This is a genomic window from Embleya sp. NPDC050154 (assembly GCF_044460165.1).
Lineage (GTDB): Bacteria > Actinomycetota > Actinomycetes > Streptomycetales > Streptomycetaceae > Embleya.
On the sequence record NZ_JBITJP010000001.1, the window covers coordinates 511,265 to 532,249 of the forward strand.

The window sequence follows — 20,985 nt, forward strand, 5'->3', positions numbered from 1 at the left end:
TCGGCCGTTCGCGGGACCGCGATTCGCTCACCCCCGACAATCCGGGATCGGACCCCCGTGACCGCGTAGCGTGGTGTCCCACGACCACAGCGAACTGCGGGGGATCCTCCTCGCGGGAGGGCGAACCGCATGGCGTTGCCACCTGCCGAGGCATCCCCTTCCGACCCGATTCGGATCCTGGACGTCGCCGGGGACGAATACCGCCAGTCCTTCGAACTCTTCCTCGCCGGATCGGACGAGAAGGCCGTGACCCACGCCCATCTGAGCGCGCTGGTCGAACAGTTGCCCCGTCGTTCGGTCTTCGTCGACATCGGAGCCGGTTCCGGTGCCACCACCCGGTACCTGGGCCGCTACTTCGAGCGCACGATCGCCATCGAACCCGGCGAGTACATGCGTACCGCGCTGCGCCTCGCCTGCCCGGACGCGGAGGTGCTGGGCGAGCCCGTCGAAGCGGTGGAGTTGCCCGCCGTCGCCGACTTCGCGCTGTGTTCGCACATGCTCTACTACCTGCCGGAGCCGCGTTGGCTGCCCACGGTGCGGCGCATGCTGGGGTGGGTCCGACCGGGCGGTGAACTCGTCCTCGCGCTCCAGAATCCGGACAACGAGTGCATGCGCCTCGTGCGGCACTTCTTCGACGTGCGCTTCGACCTGACGGCGACGGCGAGCGCGCTGGTCGCGGCCGACGACGGCCTCGTCGAGGACTGGACCATCGAGACCCTGCCCGTGCGCTTTCGTGCCGACAACCTGGCCGACACCCTCGCGGTCGCCGAATTCATGGTGAACGTGCCGGACCTGGCCTCCCGCGACCACCTGCCGAGCCGCAAGGCCCTCGAACACTACGTCCTGACCAACTTCGCCGAGCCGAACGACTCCGGCTTCTCCATCGGCCACGACCACGACATCGTCCGCATCCGACGATCGGCGGGCCCGTAAGCCCTACCGCCGCCGCAACGGCCAGAGGCGTGACACGTACGCCCCGGCAGGGGCGTCCGTCGCGCTCCGAGCCGGTGCGTCAGTTCACGCTCACACCCGCGCCCGCCAACGCGAAGCGCACCGTGTGGGCCCGGTCCTCGGGGGCGACCGCCGTGCCCGTGCGCAGGTGGTCGTGGAGGGTGGCCAGGGTCAGGCGGTAGATCGCGAGGGCGTCGGCCGAGGGGTTCGGGGTCGGCGCGCCGGCCAACGCCTCGCGCAAGGGGCGGAGCATGGCCTCGATCGAGTCGCGTTGTTCGGTCGGGAAGAGGTCGGCCAGGCGGTCCTGGTGGGCGACGAACGGGCGCGTGCGGGCGGCCGCGATCGGGTCGCCGGCCTGGGCGAGGACGCCGTCGATCCAGGCGGCGACCTTCCCCGCGACGTCGGGCGCGCTCGACATCCGGTGGTCCAGGTACGCGGCCATCCGCCGCCGACCGTCGTCGAGCATCGCCACGAGCAGTTCGTCCTTGGACCGGAAGTGCCGGTAGAACGCCTGGTTCGACAGTCCGGACTCGCGCATGATGTCGCGCATCGTGGGATCGAGGCTGCCGGTGCGCTCGACCACCCGGTACGTCGCGTCGATCAGCCGCCGGACCTCCTGTTCGTAGACCGCCCAGCGCGCCTCCAGCGGCCGGCGGACCGCGTTGCCCACCAGACCCTCGGAGTTCGCCGCCGCTTCGGTCCCTTGGAGCTTGTCGACCCCGTCGATCCCGTCGATCTCGTCCATCGGCGGTCCCCACCTTCGATTCTCCGACGCTCTTGTTTGTCGGAACGCTGCATCATACTATCCGGAACAACGTTCTCAGACATACTCACTGTGTTCCGGATACACCCCGCACGGTTCTCCCGGGCAGAGAAGCGGCGAGGAAGGGGTCTCCATGCAGCGCGAGGTTCTACTGACCGGGATCGGCGGTCAGGGCATCCAGCTCGCCACCGCACTGCTCGCCGCGGCCGCGGTGGCCGAGGGCCGGCACGCGATGTACTTCGGGTCGTACGGCGGCATGATGCGCGGCGGCAACTCGGACACCACGCTCGTCCTCGGCGACGCGCCGGTCGAGAGTCCGCCGACCGTCGCCTCGGCCTGGTCCGGCCTGGTCCTGCACCCCGCACACGCCGGCGGCGTCTACTCCCGACTGCACGACGACGGCCTGCTCGTGCTCAACACGAGCCTGTGCGACCCCGGCGCGACGCCCGTCGTCGGCCGGCTCGTGCCCATCCCCGCCTCGGAGTTGGCCGCGAGCACCGGCAACCCCTCGGCGGTGACCATGATCGCGCTCGGCGCGTACGCCGCCGCGACCGCCGTCGTGGGCCTCGACACCCTCCTGGATACCGCCGCCGACGTGTTGCCGCCGTACCGAAGGCAACACGCGGAGGGCATCCGCAGCGCGCTCCGGATGGGACACGCGCATGCCGGACCGGCGCTGCGAGCCTGGCCGGTGTACGCGTGAGCGGCCGAGGCCCGGCGGCCACGCAGCCCGGCGAACCGGTGCTCAGCAAGGGCACCCTGGTGATCGATGTCGACGCCTGCAAGGGCTGCGACCTGTGCGTCGACGCGTGCCCGGTGGACGTGTTGCGGATGACCGTCGACGAGGTCAACGACCGGGGCTACCGCTATCCGCAACTCTTGCCCGGCTGCATCGCCTGCAAGGCGTGTTCGGCGGTCTGCCCGGACTTCGTCTTCCAGGTCTACCGGTACGACGAACCCCGCGACGAGACCGGAGGCGACCGCCGATGAGCAGGCCAGGGACCACGACCGACACCCGCCCGCCCGTACTGCCCGGCTCGGCCGCGATCGGCGAGGCGATGATCGCGGCCGGCTGCCGGTTCTTCGCCGGCTATCCGATGACACCGTTCACCGAGGTGCTCGAACACATGGCGGCCCGGCTGCCCGAGGTCGACGGCGTCTGCGTCAACGCGGAGAGCGAGTTGGAGGCGGTCGGGATGGCGTGGGGCGCCGCCGCCACCGGTACGCCGGCCGCGACCGGATCGACCGGGCAGGGCCTGTCGCTGATGCAGGAGTCGCTGGCCGAGATCGTGTACGCGCGGCTGCCACTGGTGGTGTTGAACATGGCGCGCGCGCAGGGCGACTACTTCCAGGCCACCCGCGGCGGTGGACACGGCGACTACCGGCACCTGGTGCTCGCGCCGTGCGATGTGCGCGAGGCGGTCGAGTTGACCCAGTACGCGTTCCACCTGGCCGAGTTCTGGCGCAGCCCGGTGCTGGTGATGGGCGACTACTACCTGGCCCACACGCACGTGTCGGTCGACGTCCGGCCGCGCGACTTCGGGCCGCTGCCCGCCCGCGACTGGGCACTGGACGGCTCGTCCGGCGGAACCGGCGCGGCCAGACTCGTCTCGCCGCTGTCCGACCGCAAGCAGCGGCACGCCGGCGATCGCACCGACGCCGGCTACGATCTGGCCGAGTTCTACACCCGGCACGGCGGCGCGATGGAACGCATGGTCGCCGAGACCGAACCCCGCGCGGAGACCGGGTTCCTGGCCGACGCCGAGGTCGTGGTGGTCGCGTACGGAACGCCCGCGCTGTACGTCCGCCAGGCCGTTCGCGACCTGCGCGCGCTGGGCCTGCGGGTCGGCTACGTGCGCCCGATCACGCTGGTGCCGTTCCCGAGCGAGATCGTGCGCGCCGCGGTGGCGGGCGCGCGAGTGGTGGCGGTGTACGAGAACAGCGGAGGACAGATGGTGGACGACGTACGCCTGGCCGTGCTCGGCGCGGCGCCGGTGCGGTTCATCGGCCGGCTCAGCCTGGACTCGTCCGGCTTCGGCATCGCGCCCGACCTCGATGTCGGTGCGATGCGGCGGCGGATCGAGGCGGTGTTCGAGTCGGCCGGGGACGGATCGGCACGGGCCCCGGCAGCCGATCCGGATCCGGCCGCCGACCGGGACTCGGCCGCCGACGCCCGACCCGCGGCGGACCACCGATGAGCGCCGGAACGCCGACGAGCGGCTCCTCGACCGGCGCGGCCACTCCGCCGGGCCCCGCGTCCGATGCCCGGTCCGGTCCCCGGCCCGGCCCGCAGCCCGCCGGACGCCGTGAGTTGCCCGTGCTGACCACCACCGCCACCGCGCCCACGTGCGGAGCCCGACTCGTGCACGACTTCACCCCCGACCTGATCGACGTCGGCGCGCACCACCTGTGTCCCGGCTGCGGCGAGCCGATCGCGATGCGCTCGATGGTCGAGCAGGTACAGGAACTGGACCAGGTCACCAAGGCGATCGCGGTGTTCGGGATCGGCTGCTACACGGCCTACTCCAACAACCTCGACATCGAGGTGCTGCAAGCCCTGCACGGCCGGGCCCCGTCCCTGGCCACCGGCGTCAAGCGCTGCCGGCCGGACACCCTGGTGTTCACCGTGCAGGGCGACGGCGACATGGTCAACGAGGGCCTCCAGGAGGTGCTGCACACGGCGGCACGCGGCGAGAACGTCACGTGCTTCATGCTCAACAACGGCGTATTCGGCGAGACCGGCGGGCACATGACCGCCGCGACCGTGCTCGGCCAGCGCACCAAGAACACACTGGACGGGCGCGACGCGGCCGTACACGGCTACCCGATCCGACTCGCCGAACTGATCGCCGAACTCGACGGCGCCGCGTACGTCGCGCGCGGCGCGGTCAACGACATCGTCAACATCACCCGCACCGCCCGCATGATCAAGAACGCGTTCCGGACCCAACTGCGCGGCGACGGCTTCTCGTTCGTGGAGATCCTGACCATGTGCCCGACCGGCTGGTTCGTGGACACCACCGCCGCGCCCGACTACCTGGCGAACACGCACGCCGCGACGCACACCCTCGGCGTACTGAAGGACCGGAGGACATCCGCGTGAGTGACGCGCCCGAACCCGAGCGGACGCACCAGCCCGCGCCCGAACCCGATCGGCCGTCCATCGTGGTCGCCGTCATGTACCCCTCGGCCTGGGACATCCGGCCCGCGCACGTGCTCGCGGCCGACTTCGACGCGGTGCGCGCGCTCGATCCCCGGCTGGAGATCGTGGACTGCCGCTACGTCGAGCCCGAGCACCTGCGCACCGAGCGCGGCCGACCCGGCGCCGCGGCCCGCCCGGAACTGCGGCAGCTCGCCCCCGCGTTGACCGCCGACCAGCGCGACCTGCTGGCCCGGGCCGAGATCGCGCTGGTGGCGGACCTGCCGTTCGAGGTGGCGGACCTGGCACCGAAGCTGCGCTGGGTGCAAAGCTGCGCGGCGGGCAACGGGCAACTGCTCTCGGCGGGCCTGCCCACCGAGCGGATCCGGCTGACCACGGCGGCAGGGGTGAACGGTACGCCGATCGCGGAGTTCGTCTTCGCCCGGATGCTCGCGTTCTTCAAGCGGCATCGCGAGCTGGACGCGCTCCAGGACGCGCGGCGCTGGAAGCCGGCGTTCGGCGGGCTGATCCAGGGCCGGACCCTGGGCCTGATCGGCGTCGGCGGGATCGGGTCGCAACTGGCGCGCCGGGCCAAGGCGTTCGGGATGACGGTGCACGCGACGCGGCGGCGGGTGGAGGTGCCCGCCGAGCACGTGGACCGGCTCTTCCACCCGGACGACCTGCACGAGATGTTGGCGGGCTGCGACGCGGTGGTGTCCGCGGCTCCGGAGACGGCGGACACGGTCGGCACGATGAACGCCGCCGCGTTCGCCGCGATGCGCGAGGGCGCGTTCTACTGCAACGTCGGCCGGGGGTCGTTCGTGGTCGAGGCGGACCTGATCGCGGCGCTGCGCGGCGGCCGGCTCGGCGGCGCCGCCCTGGACGTGGTCGCGGCCGAGCCGCTGCCCGCCGACGACCCGCTGTGGGACGCGCCGAACCTGTACCTGTCCGCGCACTGCTCCAGCGCGGCCCTCGAACACTTCACCGAGGTCTTCCGGCTCTTCCGCGACAACCTGGCCCGGTACCTGGCGGGCGAGGAACTCCGCAACCGGATCGACCCGGACGCGGGCTGCTGAATCCCCGGCTGCCCATCACCACCACCGCCCATATCACCCCAGCGACCCAAGGACGGATCAGCAGATGAGCGACGAAACCGTGTCCGCGACGGGCGAGCCGGCCGCCGAACGCACCCTCGGCGGGATCGGTACCCGGGTGTTGTTCGAGGACGACAAGGTCCGGATCTGGGAACTCGAACTCGCCCCGGGCGCGCGCAGCGACGCGCACCGGCACGAACTGGACTACTACCTGATCCAGATCGCGGGCGACCGGATCGCGGTCGAACCCGAACCGGACACCGAGGGCGAGTACCGCGAGTACTTCGCCGCCGACGTGGTTCCCGGCGTGGTCGTCCCGATGCGACGCGGCGGCGTGGAGACCGCGGTCAACGTCGGCGAGCAGCGGTATCACGAGATCATCGTCGAACTGAAGGACCGCTGACCCGGGTGGTCACTCCGGCGCGGAGCACCGACGAAAGGGTGTGGCAATGGCGCACGAGGGTCTGGTGATCGACGCCGTGTTCACGGGCGCGGCCCGAGCCGTCCCGGACCGGCCGGCGGCGGTTCTGGGCGAGGACGCGCTCACCTTCGGCGCCTTGCACGCGGCGGCGTCCGGCACCGTACACGCGCTGCGTGCGGCCGGCGTCGGGCGCGGCGACCGGGTCGCGTGCTGGAACCGGACCACGCTCGACGTACTGCCGGTGTTCGTGGCGCTGGCCCGGATCGGCGCGGTGTACGTCCCGTTGAGCCCGGGACTGTCCGCGGCCGAGGCGACCGCGACGGTACGGGTGGCCCGGCCGGCGCTGATGATCGCGGACGAGAGTGTGCCGGGCGCGGCGGTGGGGGCCGCGCTCGGCGTACCGGTGCTCGGTCTGGCGGAGGTGGCGGGCTCGGCGGATCCGGCGCACACCGCGCCGAGCGGCGGAGACGGCGGGAGCGGCGAGACCTGCGACGGTCCGCGTGAGGCCGACCCGCACGTGCTGTTCTTCACGTCCGGCAGCACCGGTCGGCCCAAGGGCGTGATCCTCTCCCACCGCACGAACGTGCTGCGCACCCATCCCGGTGCGCAACTCGAACCACGCGGCGCGATGGTGTGCCCGTACCCGCTGTTCCACATGGGTGCCTGGACGATCGCGCTGCAACAGTGGCAGGCGCGCGACACGGTGGTCCTGGTCACCCGGGCGGACGGCCCGGAGATCGTGTCCGCGGTGCGCCGGCACCGCGCGACCCGACTGAACTGCGTACCGGCGGTCTGGCAACGGGTGTTGGACACGCTCGCGGCGGAGGAGGGACCCGACGGCGGCACGCTGGCGACGTTGCGCTTCGCCGACACCGGTACGTCCCGCACCCCGCCGGAGTTGCTCGCGGCGATCGCCGAGGCCGCCCCGAACGCCGTGCTCCGCGTCTTCTACGGCTCGACCGAGGCGGGCAACGTGGCCGCGCTCGACGGCGTCGACGTGCCGCGCAAGCCGGGCAGTTGCGGAGTGCCGAGTCCCTACCAGGAGGTCGAACTCGGCGCCGACGGCGAGGTGTGCGTGCGCGGGCCGCTGCTGTTCGACGGCTACTTCGACGACGAGGCGGCCACCCGCGCGGTATTGCGGGACGGCCGCTTCCACACGGGCGACCTCGCGACGGTGGACGCCGACGGCTACCTGAGCATCGTCGGCCGGGTGGGCGAGCTGATCCGCACCGGCGGCGAAGCGGTCGCGCCGGGCGAGGTCGAGGCGGTGCTGCTCCGGGTCGAGGGGGTCCGCGAGGCGGCCGTGGTGGGCCTGCCGGACCCGACCTGGGGCGAACTGATCTGCGCGGTCGTGGTGCCGGCCGACGCCACGAGCCCACCCGACCTCACCACACTGCGCGCCGCCTGCGCGGGCCGACTCGCCACCCACAAACACCCGCGCCGAGTGGTCTACGTACCCGAACTCCCCCGCACCCCCGCAACCGGCCAGATCCTGCGCCGTCACCTGGTCGAACAGATCACGACGACCCGGGAATAGCTCCCTGGTCCCTGGATCCACCGTCGGTTCCGGTCAGTCTTCTTGCGTCGGGTCCTCGCCGCCCGGGCGTAGGCCGGCCACCATCAGGCGCAGGAGGTGTTCGGCCTGGGTCGGTGACACCTGTTCGCGCAGCCAGGCGGCCGCGTTCATCAGGGCGTGGATGTCCGCGGCGGTGACCTCGGCGCGGACCGCACCCGCGTCGCGGGCGGTGCTCAGCAGGCTCTCGGTGATCGCGGCCATGCGTTCGCACGCCTCGTGCAGTTCCGAGGCCTCGTCGTCGAAGCCCTCCATCAGCAGCGCGGCAAGGCCCCGGTAGGCCGCCGCGTGTACCGCGACCGCACCCATCCAGCCGGCGATGGCGGCCAACGGCGGCACCTGCTCCGGCAGTTCTTCGGCGGACTCGAAGAGGGTCGCGTGCCGTTCGCGCAGCAGGGCGGCGGCCAGGGCCCGCCGGTTGGGGAAGTGCCCGTACAGGGTTCCGATGGCGACTCCCGCCCGGCGGGCGATGCCCTCCAGGGACGCGCCCGTGCCCTGTTCGCGGAACGCCGTGTCGGCCGCCGCGAGGATGCGCTCGTAGTTGCGTTGCGCGTCGGCGCGCGGTCGGCGTGTTCGGGTGCCGCTCATCCACCTGCCCCTTGCTTATTCGAGGGTACCTCGACTTATTATTCCGAGGAGCCCTCAGTTTAGCCGAGGGTCCTCAGTCGAAGGAGCTGCACATGATCTTGGTTACCGGGGCCACCGGATCCATCGGCGGACATCTGGTCCGCCGACTCCGGGACCTACAGGCGCCGTTCACCGCACTGGTCCGGGACGCCGACAAGGGTCGGACGTTGGGCTGCCCGTACGTCGTGGCGGACTTCGACGATCCCGACTCGATCGCCGCGGCGCTGGTCGGGGTGGACCGGGTCCTACTCAACGGCGCGGGCGCGGTACCGACCGTCGACGGGGCGGCGCAGCCGATGGTGGCCCAACAACGGGCCTTCATCGACGCGGCCGGGCGGGCCGGGGTGACACGCATCGTCAAGGTCTCGGTCTGGCACGCGCAGCGGAGCGGCAGGCTCGCTCAGGGTGCGCACTGGGAGATCGAGCAGCACCTGAAGGCGTCCGGCATCGAATGGTCCCTTCTGCAACCCAGCGGCTTCATGCAGAACTTCCACACCGGGGCGGGCACGTTCAGCGCCGACGGGAGCCTGATCGCTCCGGCGGACGACGCTCCCGTCTCGTACATCGACTGCCACGACATCGCCGCGTGCGCGGCCGTACTGCTCACCGAACCCCGGGGCGCGGGAGAGACGTTCGTCCTCACCGGCCCGGAGGCACTCACGATGGCCGAGGTCGCCGGGCAGTTGTCCGAGCTACTCGACAAACCGGTCCATGTCGTCGGGCTGACCCCGGACGACATGGCGAGGCAACTCGTGTCACAGGGCGTCCCCGAACGGTTCGCCGACGACGTCGCCGCCCTCTGGGCCGACGTCGGCACCGGCTCATTGGCCGCCACCACACCCGACGTCGAACACCTCACCGGCCGAAAGCCGCGCACCTTCGCCGAATTCCTCACCGCAAATCGAGCCCACTTCCGCTGAGAAGCGACGCCGGTTCTGGTTCGATCCGGAATATCGGCCCGTCCGACACTGCCCTGGCGGTTCGGCGGTTCGGCGGTTCGGGTGGTCGGTGGGGAGGGTGGGGAGGGTGGGGTGTGATCGAGGTGGAGTTGAAGGCTCGGGTGGGTGATCGGGAGGGGCTTCTCGGTGCGTTGGAGGGGCTCGCCGGCGGGCGGGAGGAGGTGTATGAGGACACCTACTACGACGATGCCGGGCAGGCTTTGGCGCGTGGGGAACGGGAGTTGCGGGTCCGGACGGTGCGGGGCGCGGCGGGGGTGATGTCCGTGTTGACGTACAAGGACGCGCCGGTCGAGGTGGTGTCCGGGTCGAAGCCCGAGTACGAGACGCGGGTCGGGGATGCGGCCGGTGTCGACGCGGTGTTGCGCGGGCTCGGGTACCTGCCGACGATTCGGTTCGAGAAGCGGTGTCGGAACTACACGTTCGAGCGCGGGGGTCTGCGCCTGTTCGCCTCGGTGGTGGAGGTTCCGGAACCGGGCGAGACGTTCGTGGAGGTCGAGACCCTGGTGGCGGACCGCGATCGGGTCGCGGCGGCACTGGCGGTGGTGCGGGCGGTCCTCGCCGACCTCGGCGTCGCGCGCGAGGCGCTCACGAACGAGTCGTACACGGACGCGGTGGCGGCGCGGAGGGCCGGCGCGCCCGGGGCCGATTCGCGGACCGGCGAGTGACGGGCGGGTGGGTCACGAGCGCTCGGCGGGCGCCGATTCGCGGTAGAGGAACAGGTGTTCGTGGTGGAGCACGCCGTCACGGATGTCGCCGGTGGCGGTGAAGCCGGTGTCGTCGACGTAGTCGAGGTGGGCGCCGGTGACGGTGTAGCTGCCGGTGTACGCGCTGTGTCGGGTGCCTCGGGCCTCGTCGTAGCGGCCGTCGGGGCGAAGTTCCCGGCGGATGTGGCCGTCGGCGGTCACCCACATGCCGATGACGTCGACGCCGGCAGTGGCATCGGCGGCTGCGGTCCCGTTGGATTCGGTGGTCATGCCGTACTCCGTGGCTCGTCGGTCTGCGGTTGGTTCGCCCGGTCTGCGCATGGGTCCGGGCCGAAGGCAGGGCGCGGAACTCCCGGGTGCGCGACACCCCCCCGACCCGAGGCCGGCCGGAGACAGCGCCGCGCTCCCGGGTGTACGACACAGACCCGGCACGAGGCCCGGGCCGGAGGCAGGGCGCCGGACTCCGGGTGTACGACACCCGCCCGGACGGAACGCCGCGCCGGGCGGGCCCGAAGGTGGCGGTGATCAGCGGACTTCTCGGGTTGTTTGCGTCTTGTTCGGTTAGTCCTTTCGGGTGTTGGGGCCCAATGGGGCTTCGGGGCCGGGCCCGGTGCGGTAGACAGGTGGACATGCCTCTGAAGACGCGTGCCGCCAGGGTCGGCTCGATGGATGTGAATCGCATGGGCCCGGTGGAGTTGCGGGTGTTCGCGCTGTTCGCCGCAGCGGCCGCGGCGGGACAGAGCATCACCATCCGCGAGGTGGCCGGCCTGGCCGGGCCCAACGGGCGCACGATCGGCTCGCGCAGCGCGATGAGCGTCGCCGGCGATCTGGTCGACAGCGGCCTGCTGGCGCTGTCCCCGCCGCTGACCGTGGTCGGCCTCGACGGGCCGATCGAGGTGTCCGTGGCCGGTCGCGGCCCGGTGGAGCCGACCGCCAAGCCGGTGCTGCCGCGCCCCTCGTCGCCGCTGCTGCCCGAGCTGCGCGAGCCGACCGCGCCCGATGCCGTTCCACCGCCGCGAGGCCCGCGCACGACGGCCGAGCAGCCCCGCGGGGCGAAGGAGACCCGCCGGCCGCGCGATCCGAAGGGGCCCAGGGACGGCGGCGAGCAGACGGGCCTGCGGCGCTTCGGCGTGCTCACCGTGCCGCCCGGGCTACCGGAGCCGTTGCTGGCCGAACTCACCGCGATCGTCGAGGGGTTCCGCGCGCATCAGGCCGGCGGCGTCGCGGACCTGACCGTCGTGGCCGAGCTGACCAAGCGCAAGGCGGCCGCGCTCACTCTGTGGGCCGACGCGCCGTATCCGCTGGGTACCGGCCTGGTTCGGGCCGAGGCCGACCGCGCTCGTCGGGCGTACGAGACCACGCTCCAGCAGTTGGCGCAGCAGCGCGGCATCCCGTGGGAGAGCGCGCGTCCCGACGCGGCGCCCGGCGGGCACTGGGCGGTGAGCGGCCTGGGCGAGCCGGTGCGCGGCGCGTTGACGTACATCGGCCGGACCGCCCCCGGCACCGCTCCCGTCGCCCGACTGCTCGCGCTGGTCTGCCTGTTGCGCGGAGTCGGCTCGGGTGTCGCCAACCTGACCGGCCCCGATCTGCGCGGCGTCTGCGGCAAGGAGGCCGAGCTCGCGGTCGGCGAACTGACCGCGTCCGGGTGGCTCAGCGTCGACGTCGAGGAGTTGCTGGCAACCGAGGAGGACCCGGTCGGCTGCGGCGTCCCCGGTGCCACCGGCTTCTCGCTGGGCAAGCTGCCCCGAACCCGGTCCTCGGGCTGGGTCGCCCGCCTGATCTCGCACAAGAAGCTGCGCAAGCAGCCCGCGCACGTACGCCTGGCCGCCCTCGGCATCACCGCCCACTCGGACGCCGACGGCGACGCCCGCGCGGAGGTGGCCTTCCTCGCCGACCTCACCGCGACCACCGCCGAGGAGGTGGCGGCCACGACCGAGACGCTCGTCGCGGACGGCTGGCTGACCGAGGCCGACGTCAAGGACGGAACGGTCCGGGGCCGAATCGCACCGGAACACCTGATCTACGTCGAGGCGCTCCGAACGAACACCCCCGTACAAACCCTCCAGGCCGCGGCCAAGGCCGCAGCCGCCGCACAAGACGCGGCGGCAACCACTGCGGCTTCCACCCCGTAGACCTCGAGTCGACCGCACAACCCGACCGCCTCGCCCCCCGACCCGGCGACGACGCCGGATCGGGGATCCGACGCGATGCGCGCCACCCCGGGCCTGGGCCTCCGGCCTCCGGTTCGATGGAGCCGCCAACCGGCCTGCCATCGACTCGCAGGCCCACGCCGGCCGGTCGCCATCACCGGGTTTGCCCACCCGAGCCGGTCGCCACCACCCGGGTCGCCCGCCCTGCCCCGGTCGATCGGCGCGTGCAGCGAAGAGGATCGACCGGGGCCTCGCCAGAGGCACCCCTTCGGGCAGGACGAGCGAGTCCTCCGGCCCGGAGGGTCCAGGGCCCGCCCCTCATCGCAAGACCGACACACCGACAGGCGACCCCCATCGCCCCGGATCCCCGCGAAGTCCTCGACCGGGCGCCGGGGGCTGCGGTAAGCATGTCGGACCACCGCGTGCGAATCGGCCCACTCCACCGCCGGCTCCGGCGGTGCCTCCCGATCGAGCACGTCCCGACCCGGCACGTCACCGACCCCGCACGTCGTCCACCACGACCCCTCACCGTGCGCCGGCCGGGCGGGGACGAAGCGAACCGCAGCCCCGCGCGCCGGCGGAAGTTTGCCTGTCCGTCACCCGCGATCCGCTCCCCGGTCGGCGGCGGACCGATGAACTGCGGTGGTCCGAACACCTCCGCACGCCCGAACCACCCCCGTACGTGCGAACGGCTCGGTGCAGCACCCGAACCACCCCATCCGTGCGACCCATCGCACGGGCGCTTCTCCCCACATCCGAAAGGGCTCCCCGTGTCGGCCTCCCCCCAGCCTCCCTCCGGCGTATCCCGCCGCCGCCTGTTCCAACTCGGCGCGGGCGGCGCGGGACTCGCCGTCGCCGGCTCGCTCCTGCCGCCGTCCGTCCAGCAGGCCCTCGCCTCCCCGCCCCGGCGCGGCGGGTTGAAGGCGATCAAGCACGTGGTCGTGCTCGTCCAGGAGAACCGCTCGTTCGACCACTACTACGGCACGCTGCGCGGGGTCCGGGGCTTCGGGGACCGCAACGCGATCCGACTGCGCGACGGGCACAACGTGTTCGAGCAGCCGGGCGGTCCCGCCGGGCGGGTGTTGCCGTTCCCGGTGCGCAAGGCGGCCCAGGACGCGGCGAAGGACCTGCAGTACATAGGCGCGCTCGACCATAGCTGGGACGGCGGGCACAAGGCCTGGAACGACGGCTGGAACGATGGCTGGATCGGCGCCAAGTCGCCCGCCACGATGGCCTACTACGACCGCACCGACCTGCCGTTCCACTACGAACTGGCGGACACGTTCACGATCTGCGACGCGTACCACTGCGCACTGCCGTCGTCGACCTCGCCCAACCGCAACTACCTGGTCAGCGGCTACACCGGCTACGAGCCCGGCAGCAGCACCCGGCGGGCGATCGACAACGCCGCGTACTCCGAGGACAGCCACGCGGGCTACTCGTGGACCACCTACGCCGAGCACCTCCAGCGCGCGGGCCGGTCCTGGAAGGTCTACCAGGAATGGGACAACTACCAGGACAACAACCTGGAGTTCTACGTCTCGTTCAAGCAGGTCGCGCGCAAGGCACTGGCCGCGGCCGGCGACTTCAAGAGCCTGGACTCGTTCTACGGCAAGCTCGGCGGGCTGCCCGCGGCCGAGCAGGACGCGCTGCTGGCCAAGCTGGAGCAGGGCGTCGCGGCGCTGCCGGCCGCCGACCGGGTGCTGTACGAGCGCGGTCTGCGCCGCGGCCGGCCGCACTCGCTGGCGAACGCGCTGCGCGCCGACATCGCCGCCGGCACGCTGCCCGAGGTGTCCTACCTGGTGCCCTCGGCGGCCGACTCCGAGCACCCGAGCGCCTCCTCGCCGGCCGCCAGCGCGACGATCACCTACCAGGTGCTCGACGCGATCGCGTCCAACCGCGACATCTGGGACTCCACCGTCGTGCTGCTCACGTTCGACGAGAACGACGGCTTCTTCGACCACGTGCCGGCGCCGCGTCCGCCGGAAGAGGTCACGGACGAGTACTACAACGGCCGGCCGATCGGATTCGGCGCACGGGTGCCGATGATGATCGTGTCGCCGTGGACCGTGGGCGGGTACGTCTCCTCGGAGACCTTCGACCACACCTCGGTGACCCGCTTCCTGGAGACCTGGACGGGAGTTCGCGCGCCCGACATCAGCGCGTGGCGACGTACCGTGTCCGGCGACCTGACCGGCGCCTTCGACTTCGACCGGGCCCGCCGCTCGCACGTGCCGCCCCGGCCGGCCCCGGCCCCGGGGTTCACCTCGCGCTGGCGGCCCGCGCCGCCCGCCGACCAGAAGCTGCCCGAGCCCGAGCGCGGTCGCCGCCCGGCCCGTCCGCTGCCCTACCAGCCGGACGCGTCGGCTCGCGTGGACGCCGCCAAGCGCACACTCACCCTCGACCTGGCCAACGGCGGGCGATCCAGCGTGCACCTCCAGTTGTTCCCCTACTCGGGCGAGCTGCCCAAGCCCAAGCACTACGACGTGCAGGGCAAGCGCTCGGACACGATCGCGCTCAAGGGCGACCGCTACGACCTGACGGTGGTGGGCCCGAACGGTTTCCGCCGCGAGTTCGCCGGGGCCACGGCCGCGGCCGGCGCCGAGGTCACCTCGCGGATCCGCGCGACGGGCCGGGTGCTGGACCTGGAACTGGCCAACCACGGCAAGCAGTCGGTGACCTTCAGGCTCACCCCGAACGCGTACGGCCTCGGCTGCTCCGACCGCGAGCGCACGATCACCCTCAAGCCGGGCCGGGAGCGTACCGTGCACTGGTCGACGGGTTCGGCCGACGGCTGGTATGACGTCACGGTGACGATCGAGGGCGGCGACGGCTTCACCCGACGGCTGGCCGGCCACATCGAGAACGGCCGGGAGAGCGTCAGCGGCTGACAAACCGCCAGGTCGCGGCGGCGACCGGCACCATCCCGCACGTCCCGGCGACTTCCCCGCGCCGGGACGTGCGATCTCCGCTGCCGCCGCCGGCCGTCGGCCTCCCCTCGACGGGGCGGCAGGCGGCACGGCAGCGTTTCAGGCGGCGTTTCGCTCGCCGACGGCATCCGGCGAGGACTCGGCCGCTTCGTCGCCGGCGGTGGGCGTACTCGCGGGATGCCGAGCGTGCGGCCGGGCGACCTGCAACTCGCAACGTCCCTCCGTGCACCGGCGCTCCAACCGGCCCGCCGAAATGGCCTGGATCAACCCGACCAGCCAACAGGTCGGACAACCGCGCAGCACGACCAGGCCCACCGGAGCGAGCAGCAGGGCGGCCGGGCCGACCACCGGGATCAGCGCGAACGCGCCGACGAGCGCCCCAAGCCCCACCGCGCCTCGGACCAGATGCCGCGCCACCGAATCACGGGCGGCACCTCGGTCGGTGGCGAGCCCCATCGACAGCACCGCCTTCACCCGGTCGCGGGTCACCCACCGAAGGGCCTTCCGCGGCCGGTCGCCGGCCGACGGCAACGGGGCGTCCTTCACGAGGTCGGCCCGCACTCCCGTTGGGGCGTCCTTCACGCCGTCGGCGTGCACTCCCGCTCCGGCCTCCCGCACATGGTCGACGACCACTCCCGTCGGGGCCTTCTTCGCACCGTCAACGACCACTCCCATGGGTGCCTCCCTCACGCGGTCGATGGTCACTTGCATCGGCGTCGCCGGCGCCGCCGCTCCCGTCGCGGCCCGCCTCGTACCCGTCGAGCGGTTGCCGAAGTCCCTCCCGGACCGCCGTCCGGGCCCGGTGCAGGCGCGACTTCATGGCGGCCGTAGTCAAGCCGAGTTCCTCGGCGACCGGCCGCCCCGGCCGGCCCTGGACGTCGCGCATGATCAGCACCCGGCGCAGGTCCTCGGGCAGCGCGGCGATCACCGCGGCCACCCGCTCGGCCTCCAGCCGCCGGAGCACATCGTCCTCCAGGCACTCCGTGGCGGCCTCCCGGTCCGGTTCGGCCGACCGCAGCACCGTCCGAGCGCGCCGCAGACATTCGTTGCGCACGATGCGGAACATCCACGACCCCAGCGCCGCGGTCGCCCGCAACATCCCGATCCGGCGATAGAGGATGATCAACGCCTCCTGCGCCGCGTCCTCCGCGTCGTGCGGTGACGTGCACAACGAATGGGCGAAGCGCAGCACGTGCGGATACGAACCGGAGACCAGCGCGGAGATCGAGTCGACGTCCCCGCGCTGGGCGGCGAGAACCAACTGTTCGCCGGGCCAATCGGTCTCAGCCACGCGAGCTCCTCCGCTTTCGGACCAGAACGACGCACGTGCACACCAGCAACGCGACACCGACCGCGACACCAACGACAACTCCCATGGGCACCTCCGACTCCGGGGCCGACCGAGCGGTCGACGCACAGATAAGAGCCCGCCGGACCGCAAAAGGATTCACCCGAACCACAACCCGTCGCCGCCGACCTCGCCCGCCCGGGTTCGATGATCCACCAGGAGGCAGGGCGACCGGACACCCGGACGACCCGCCGAACCCTGGGCCGCCGAACCCCGATCACTCCCGGAACGGCACGGCGGTGCGCCGGCGGACCAGTTCCGCGTACGGTTCGGGCGTGCCGGCCGGAAGCGTGGCCAGCCACAGGACGTCGGCGGCGGACCGCTCCACGTCCGCGTCCCGCTCGGCTGCGGCGATCGGCTCGGCCGGATCCGCGCGGCACACGCTCGCGGCATTGACCACGATGTCGCGCCGTGCCGCGTCCTCGGCCAGGTCCCGCGCGAGTACCTTCATCGCGGCCACCCGGCCGATCGTCGACGGAACGCCGATCCACGCGGGCCAGCCCTCGGCGGCGGCACGCCCCTCCTCCACGGCGCGTACGTAGTCCTCCATCACCTCGGCCAGCTCGGCCAGGCTCGCCCGATCCACGTCGAAGCGTGTGCGCAGCCGGTGCGGAAGGTGCCGCAGCCCGGCGAAGTCACCGGCCAGGAGCACGAATCGGGCGCCGTCGTTGAGCAGCGGAGCGAACGCCTCGATCAGCCGGTGGGTGCCGTGGTTGTCGGTGTCCACGTAGGCCCTGACCTGGTCCTGGTTGCGCGTCCCGAGGTCGACCCGGGCGGCGGCGCCGGCGATCACCACGTCCACGCCGCCGTGTCGGTCGGCGAGCGTCGCGGCGAGCCTCGCGGCGCCGGTCGCGTCGCGTGGATCGAGGGCCGCGAAGTGCGGTGCGAACCCCTCGGCGCGCAGCCGGGCCACGGCGTCGCGCCCGCGCTCCGGTTCCCGGGCCGCCAGGTAGACCGCGCCGTGCTCGCCCAGCCGCCGGCACAGTCCGCGCACGAGCGCGAGGTCCAGCGCGCCGGTTCCGCCGGTGACGATGGCGGTCTTGGACATGGCGATCCCCGATTCCGTGGTTCGGTGCGTAGGCCGAGCGGCATGCGACATGCTGCGTATGGCCTCCGGGCGTTGCGGCACCCGGCGGTCGGCGCCCGTGACGGTCCGCGCCGCGCCGGTCGAGCGCGCTCGGGCGAGCACGCCGACGGGCGGTGTGGATCCGGTGCCCGGGCGTTCCGGCCGGCGTGTCTCTACGATCGTGCCGAGACACTTCCCCGAGCAACGACGATGTCGGCAACCCTCGTTAACCCAGGGATTACCGATGGCAGGTGTGGCACAGGGTGCGGTGCGGGGCGCGGAGGCACGGTGTGGCACGGGGTACGGCGCGGAGTCCGACACGGGACACGACACCGGTTCGCGCCGGCTCGCACCAGTCTCATCGGCCTCATCGGCGGGAGCACGGCACGGTACGGCGACGAACGGCGGGGGCGTATGGAGCTGCGGGACATCGAGATCTTTCTGGTGCTGGCGGAGGAGTTGCACTTCGGCCGTACCGCCGAGCGACTGCTGGTGTCCTCGGCCCGGGTCAGCCAGGCGATCAAGCAGCAGGAACGGCGAATCGGCGCGCCCTTGTTCGAGCGGACCAGTCGGCGGGTGTCGCTGACCCCGATCGGCCGGCAGTTGCGCGAGGACCTGGCCGCGGGCTACCAGCGCATTCAGGACGGGATCGAGCGGGCCGCGTCGGCGGCGCGCGGCCTCTCCGGCACGCTGCGGCTGGGCACGATGGACGCGACGCTGGCCGAGATCCCCGAGACCCTGGACACCTTCCGCAGCCGGCATCCCGACTGTGAGCTGCGCATTCGCGAGGCGCACATCGGCGACCCGTTCGGGTTGCTGCGCGGCGGCGAGGTGGATCTGCAACTGGTGTGGCTGCCGGTGGAGGAGCCGGACCTGACGGTGGGCCCGATCGTACTGACCGAGCCGCTGGTGCTCGCGGTATCCGCGCGGCACGAGTTCGCCGGCCGCGAGTCGGTCTCGCTCGAGGACCTCGCGATCGGTCCGGTGTTCCGGATCGACGACTCGGTCCCGGCCTATTGGGCCGAGGCGATCAACCCGACCCAGACGCCCAGCGGGAAGCCGATCCCGCGCGGTCCCTCCAGCACGACGGCGCACGAGACGCTGACCGCGATCGCGGCCGGGCTGGGCATCTCGCCGGTACCCCTGCACGCGGTCAAGTACTTCCCCCGGGGCGACATCGCGTACATCCCCATCCACGACTCGCCCGCGCTCTCCTGGGGCCTGGTCTGGCGCACGGCCGCCTACTCCCCACTCGCCCAAGCCTTCACCCGCGCCGCCACCGACACCCTGGCGGCCACCCAACCGGCAAAGCCCGACCCGGCCCCGGCCCGCCGCCCTTGACCCTGCGCGGCCGAGCGATCTCCGGGACGCCCGGGACTCGGGACACCCGACCCGATCCGATCCGATCCAACTGCCGACCGGCTTGCCCTCCGCCGACACACCGAGGCCGCTCCCGCACACCGGGAGCGGCCTCGCCTACGCCGCGATGCTGCCGGGCCCGACAATTCCCGGCGGTTCACTTCCGGGCCCCGGCCGTGCCGTCCGATCGGTACGGCACTCACGAACCGTCCAACCTTGCGGCGCTGACGAACGGTCACCCGTAGGGCACTGACGACACGACGCCCAAGCAGGTTCGTCAGGGCCGTCGGGCCCTCCCTGGTGGAAGCCGCCGGCTACCGGGCCGCGCCGCCGACGTGGGGCGCACCGCCCGCGCCCACCGCCCAACCCCGACCCTCCGCTCGGGACACCGCCTCCGCCATGACGGCGACCGGCAACATCGGGTGGGCCGCTGCCGCCTGCACCACCTGTGCGTCCTCGTCCGCGAGTAGTGCGATGAGGGTCGCCGGCGACAGTGCCGGATGGCCGGCGGCCAGACGCCTTGCCCGGTCATCCACGAGGCACGCGTGCAGCGCCGGTGCGGTCGCGTTGCGGTGTCGGGCGATCGCGCGCAATGCCTTGCGTGGTGGGGCCGGCTGCCGGGTCAACTCCTCCAGGAGGGCCGACGACGCGTCGGGGTTCGCCGCGACGCCGGCGGCCACGCGGGCTCCGTGCCGAGCGAGCATGGCCCGCAGCCGGGCCTCGGACAGACCGGGGTGCGGTGCGATGGAGGCAACCACCTTGGCGTCCGGGTCGCCGGCCAACGTGTCGCGGATCGTGTCGGGAAGGTCGCGACGTGCGGCCACCAGCATCCGCAACGCCGCGTCGGCCGACGCGGCGGCTGCGGCGATCTCGGTCGGCGACGCGGTGGCGATCCGGGGCAGCAGGGTGGGGCCGAGCCGGGTGGTGCCGGCCACGCGGGTGAGGGCGTCGAGCGGCAGGCCCGGGTTGGCCGCGAGTACGCGCCGCACATCGTGGGAGCCGTCGTCGGCAAGCATGCGGCAGGCGGCCTCGTCGAGGTGGAAATTCTCGGCCAGGGCCAGCCGCACCAGCGGAATCGGGTCCTCGGCGAGCCGGGCCGTCTGCTCAGGCGACAGGTCGCCGCGGGCGGCGAGTTCGGCGCGCAGCAACATCGAGGGATGGTCGACGAAGCCGGCCACCGCCTCGGTCGGCGTGGCCCGGTTCCCCAGGGCGTTGTGCTGTATCTCGTGCACCGTCGACTCGTGCGCGCCGGAACAGGCCGCGCCCGAGGGCAGTTCGCAGTCGAGCCGGGGGAAGTGCGGATCGTGCACGAAGGGCACCGGTTCGCGATCACAGGCCGCGCATCGCCGGGCCGGCGGCAGGCCGTTGCCGGTGAGCAGGGCCGCCAACAGGGCCGGGGGTGTCGCGTCGTTGGCCGCCACCGCGCGGCGCACGTCGGCGTGCGGATGCTCGGCGAGTCGAGTGGCGGTCTCCGTGGTCGTCCACCAGCCGAGTTCGGCGGCCACCCGCACCTCCGGGTCGGCGGCGAGCGAGGCGCGCACATCGGATGGCAGGTCGGGGCAAGCGGCCAACCGCTCCCGATGCTCGGCGTCCGGGTCGGCCGCGAACAGGCGGGCCCACTCCGGAGGTCCGGCGCCCTGGTCCAGCAGGGCGAGCGCGACGTCCGGGCGGGTCGTGGGATCGATGTCGGCGGCGCCGAGCCGACCCGCGTACACCAGCGCGACCGCGCTCCCGGGTTGACGCTCCACCAGGGCCGTCGCCTGTGCGGGGGTGAGCGCCGCGTTCCCGGCGATCCCGCAGGCCAGGTCCTCGTCGGCGACCGCGATCAGCCGATCGAGCAACTCCGCCGGCAGAGCCGGATTGGCGGCAAGCCCGTACAGGGCCTCACGGTTCACCGGCCA

At 72.6% G+C, this 20,985-nt stretch carries 20 protein-coding genes; 13 read left to right on the forward strand and 7 right to left on the reverse strand.

Translation table 11 applies throughout. The features are described from left to right. Window positions 1–129: 129 nt before the first annotated feature. Window positions 130–933 (forward strand): class I SAM-dependent methyltransferase, encoded by an 804-nt coding sequence (locus ACIBSV_RS02370; protein WP_395859020.1) that lies wholly within the window; start codon window positions 130–132, stop codon window positions 931–933. A 79-nt stretch (window positions 934–1,012) separates the two neighbouring features. On the opposite strand, the gene ACIBSV_RS02375 is transcribed toward ACIBSV_RS02370, so the two are convergent. Further along, window positions 1,013–1,696: a TetR/AcrR family transcriptional regulator gene (locus ACIBSV_RS02375; RefSeq protein ID WP_395859021.1), complete on the reverse strand. Its 684-nt coding sequence runs from the start codon at window positions 1,694–1,696 to the stop codon at window positions 1,013–1,015. A gap of 151 nt (window positions 1,697–1,847) precedes the next feature. Here ACIBSV_RS02375 and ACIBSV_RS02380 point away from each other — a divergent pair, with 151 nt between their 5' ends. The 7 genes from ACIBSV_RS02380 (at window position 1,848) to ACIBSV_RS02410 (ending at window position 7,905) form a co-directional block, all read left to right on the forward strand. Next, window positions 1,848–2,417, forward strand: coding sequence for a 2-oxoacid:acceptor oxidoreductase family protein (locus tag ACIBSV_RS02380; RefSeq protein WP_395859022.1), 570 nt, complete (start codon window positions 1,848–1,850; stop codon window positions 2,415–2,417). Beyond that, window positions 2,414–2,704 (forward strand): 4Fe-4S dicluster domain-containing protein, encoded by a 291-nt coding sequence (locus ACIBSV_RS02385; protein WP_395859023.1) that lies wholly within the window; start codon window positions 2,414–2,416, stop codon window positions 2,702–2,704. Before ACIBSV_RS02380 ends, ACIBSV_RS02385 begins: the two co-directional genes overlap by 4 nt. Next, entirely contained in the window at window positions 2,701–3,912 is a 1,212-nt protein-coding gene (locus ACIBSV_RS02390; protein WP_395859024.1) for a hypothetical protein, read from the forward strand. The genes ACIBSV_RS02385 and ACIBSV_RS02390 overlap by 4 nt, the downstream gene beginning before the upstream one ends. Next, window positions 3,909–4,817 carry a thiamine pyrophosphate-dependent enzyme gene (locus tag ACIBSV_RS02395; protein WP_395859025.1) on the forward strand — a complete coding sequence of 303 codons (909 nt, stop codon included), beginning with the start codon at window positions 3,909–3,911 and terminating at the stop codon, window positions 4,815–4,817. Before ACIBSV_RS02390 ends, ACIBSV_RS02395 begins: the two co-directional genes overlap by 4 nt. Further along, window positions 4,814–5,929: a D-2-hydroxyacid dehydrogenase gene (locus ACIBSV_RS02400; RefSeq protein ID WP_395859026.1), complete on the forward strand. Its 1,116-nt coding sequence runs from the start codon at window positions 4,814–4,816 to the stop codon at window positions 5,927–5,929. The genes ACIBSV_RS02395 and ACIBSV_RS02400 overlap by 4 nt, the downstream gene beginning before the upstream one ends. A 64-nt stretch (window positions 5,930–5,993) precedes the next feature. After that, the gene (locus ACIBSV_RS02405; RefSeq protein ID WP_395859027.1) at window positions 5,994–6,350 is read left to right on the forward strand and encodes a hypothetical protein; all 357 of its coding nucleotides are present in this window, start codon (window positions 5,994–5,996) and stop codon (window positions 6,348–6,350) included. 46 nt (window positions 6,351–6,396) lie between these two features. Next, entirely contained in the window at window positions 6,397–7,905 is a 1,509-nt protein-coding gene (locus ACIBSV_RS02410) for a class I adenylate-forming enzyme family protein (RefSeq protein WP_395859028.1), read from the forward strand. Window positions 7,906–7,938: 33 nt separating this feature from the next. On the opposite strand, the gene ACIBSV_RS02415 is transcribed toward ACIBSV_RS02410, so the two are convergent. Beyond that, window positions 7,939–8,529 (reverse strand): TetR/AcrR family transcriptional regulator, encoded by a 591-nt coding sequence (locus ACIBSV_RS02415; protein WP_395859029.1) that lies wholly within the window; start codon window positions 8,527–8,529, stop codon window positions 7,939–7,941. 92 nt (window positions 8,530–8,621) lie between these two features. On the opposite strand from ACIBSV_RS02415, the gene ACIBSV_RS02420 reads away from it, so the two are divergent. Together ACIBSV_RS02420 and ACIBSV_RS02425 are read left to right on the forward strand one after the other, a co-directional pair. Continuing rightward, a complete protein-coding gene (locus tag ACIBSV_RS02420) occupies window positions 8,622–9,488 on the forward strand; it encodes an SDR family oxidoreductase (protein WP_395859030.1) in 867 nt (288 codons plus the stop codon). A 113-nt stretch (window positions 9,489–9,601) separates the two neighbouring features. Beyond that, window positions 9,602–10,192, forward strand: coding sequence for a class IV adenylate cyclase (locus ACIBSV_RS02425; RefSeq protein ID WP_395859031.1), 591 nt, complete (start codon window positions 9,602–9,604; stop codon window positions 10,190–10,192). 12 nt (window positions 10,193–10,204) lie between these two features. On the opposite strand, the gene ACIBSV_RS02430 is transcribed toward ACIBSV_RS02425, so the two are convergent. Then, on the reverse strand, window positions 10,205–10,501 hold the full coding sequence (locus ACIBSV_RS02430) for an Atu4866 domain-containing protein (RefSeq protein ID WP_395859032.1): 297 nt from the start codon (window positions 10,499–10,501) through the stop codon (window positions 10,205–10,207). 359 nt (window positions 10,502–10,860) lie between these two features. Between ACIBSV_RS02430 and ACIBSV_RS02435 the strand changes: the two genes are divergently transcribed. Further along, a complete protein-coding gene (locus tag ACIBSV_RS02435; RefSeq protein ID WP_395859033.1) occupies window positions 10,861–12,363 on the forward strand; it encodes a hypothetical protein in 1,503 nt (500 codons plus the stop codon). A 788-nt stretch (window positions 12,364–13,151) separates the two neighbouring features. Continuing rightward, the gene (locus ACIBSV_RS02440; RefSeq protein WP_395859034.1) at window positions 13,152–15,272 is read left to right on the forward strand and encodes a phosphocholine-specific phospholipase C; all 2,121 of its coding nucleotides are present in this window, start codon (window positions 13,152–13,154) and stop codon (window positions 15,270–15,272) included. 138 nt (window positions 15,273–15,410) lie between these two features. Here ACIBSV_RS02440 and ACIBSV_RS02445 read toward each other — a convergent pair whose 3' ends face one another. The 3 genes from ACIBSV_RS02445 to ACIBSV_RS02455 all read right to left on the reverse strand — a co-directional run bounded on the left by ACIBSV_RS02445 (window position 15,411) and on the right by ACIBSV_RS02455 (window position 17,707). Beyond that, a complete protein-coding gene (locus ACIBSV_RS02445; RefSeq protein ID WP_395859035.1) occupies window positions 15,411–15,986 on the reverse strand; it encodes a hypothetical protein in 576 nt (191 codons plus the stop codon). Then, window positions 15,970–16,602 carry an RNA polymerase sigma factor gene (locus ACIBSV_RS02450; RefSeq protein WP_395859036.1) on the reverse strand — a complete coding sequence of 211 codons (633 nt, stop codon included), beginning with the start codon at window positions 16,600–16,602 and terminating at the stop codon, window positions 15,970–15,972. The genes ACIBSV_RS02445 and ACIBSV_RS02450 overlap by 17 nt, the downstream gene beginning before the upstream one ends. Window positions 16,603–16,876: 274 nt before the next feature. Beyond that, on the reverse strand, window positions 16,877–17,707 hold the full coding sequence (locus ACIBSV_RS02455; protein ID WP_395859037.1) for an SDR family NAD(P)-dependent oxidoreductase: 831 nt from the start codon (window positions 17,705–17,707) through the stop codon (window positions 16,877–16,879). Window positions 17,708–18,139: 432 nt separating this feature from the next. Between ACIBSV_RS02455 and ACIBSV_RS02460 the strand changes: the two genes are divergently transcribed. Then, the gene (locus ACIBSV_RS02460) at window positions 18,140–19,066 is read left to right on the forward strand and encodes a LysR family transcriptional regulator (protein ID WP_395859038.1); all 927 of its coding nucleotides are present in this window, start codon (window positions 18,140–18,142) and stop codon (window positions 19,064–19,066) included. Window positions 19,067–19,398: 332 nt separating this feature from the next. Here the strand turns inward: ACIBSV_RS02460 and ACIBSV_RS02465 are convergent, their stop codons facing one another. Then, window positions 19,399–20,979, reverse strand: a complete 1,581-nt coding sequence (locus ACIBSV_RS02465) for a hypothetical protein (RefSeq protein ID WP_395859039.1) — start codon at window positions 20,977–20,979, stop codon at window positions 19,399–19,401. Window positions 20,980–20,985: the final 6 nt, after the last annotated feature.

What these genes read in the sequence shown, in the direction of transcription:
- ACIBSV_RS02380 (WP_395859022.1), top strand. Translation starts at nt 1,848, where the DNA reads ATGCAGCGCGAGGTTCTACTGACCGGGATCGGCGGTCAGGGCATCCAG.
- ACIBSV_RS02405 (WP_395859027.1), top strand. Translation starts at nt 5,994, where the DNA reads ATGAGCGACGAAACCGTGTCCGCGACGGGCGAGCCGGCCGCCGAACGC.
- ACIBSV_RS02410 (WP_395859028.1), top strand. Translation starts at nt 6,397, where the DNA reads ATGGCGCACGAGGGTCTGGTGATCGACGCCGTGTTCACGGGCGCGGCC.
- ACIBSV_RS02395 (WP_395859025.1), top strand. Translation starts at nt 3,909, where the DNA reads ATGAGCGCCGGAACGCCGACGAGCGGCTCCTCGACCGGCGCGGCCACT.
- ACIBSV_RS02375 (WP_395859021.1), bottom strand. Translation starts at nt 1,696, where the DNA reads ATGGACGAGATCGACGGGATCGACGGGGTCGACAAGCTCCAAGGGACC.
- ACIBSV_RS02420 (WP_395859030.1), top strand. Translation starts at nt 8,622, where the DNA reads ATGATCTTGGTTACCGGGGCCACCGGATCCATCGGCGGACATCTGGTC.
- ACIBSV_RS02455 (WP_395859037.1), bottom strand. Translation starts at nt 17,707, where the DNA reads ATGTCCAAGACCGCCATCGTCACCGGCGGAACCGGCGCGCTGGACCTC.
- ACIBSV_RS02445 (WP_395859035.1), bottom strand. Translation starts at nt 15,986, where the DNA reads ATGGGAGTGGTCGTTGACGGTGCGAAGAAGGCCCCGACGGGAGTGGTC.
- ACIBSV_RS02460 (WP_395859038.1), top strand. Translation starts at nt 18,140, where the DNA reads ATGGAGCTGCGGGACATCGAGATCTTTCTGGTGCTGGCGGAGGAGTTG.
- ACIBSV_RS02435 (WP_395859033.1), top strand. Translation starts at nt 10,861, where the DNA reads ATGCCTCTGAAGACGCGTGCCGCCAGGGTCGGCTCGATGGATGTGAAT.
- ACIBSV_RS02415 (WP_395859029.1), bottom strand. Translation starts at nt 8,529, where the DNA reads ATGAGCGGCACCCGAACACGCCGACCGCGCGCCGACGCGCAACGCAAC.
- ACIBSV_RS02390 (WP_395859024.1), top strand. Translation starts at nt 2,701, where the DNA reads ATGAGCAGGCCAGGGACCACGACCGACACCCGCCCGCCCGTACTGCCC.
- ACIBSV_RS02370 (WP_395859020.1), top strand. Translation starts at nt 130, where the DNA reads ATGGCGTTGCCACCTGCCGAGGCATCCCCTTCCGACCCGATTCGGATC.
- ACIBSV_RS02430 (WP_395859032.1), bottom strand. Translation starts at nt 10,501, where the DNA reads ATGACCACCGAATCCAACGGGACCGCAGCCGCCGATGCCACTGCCGGC.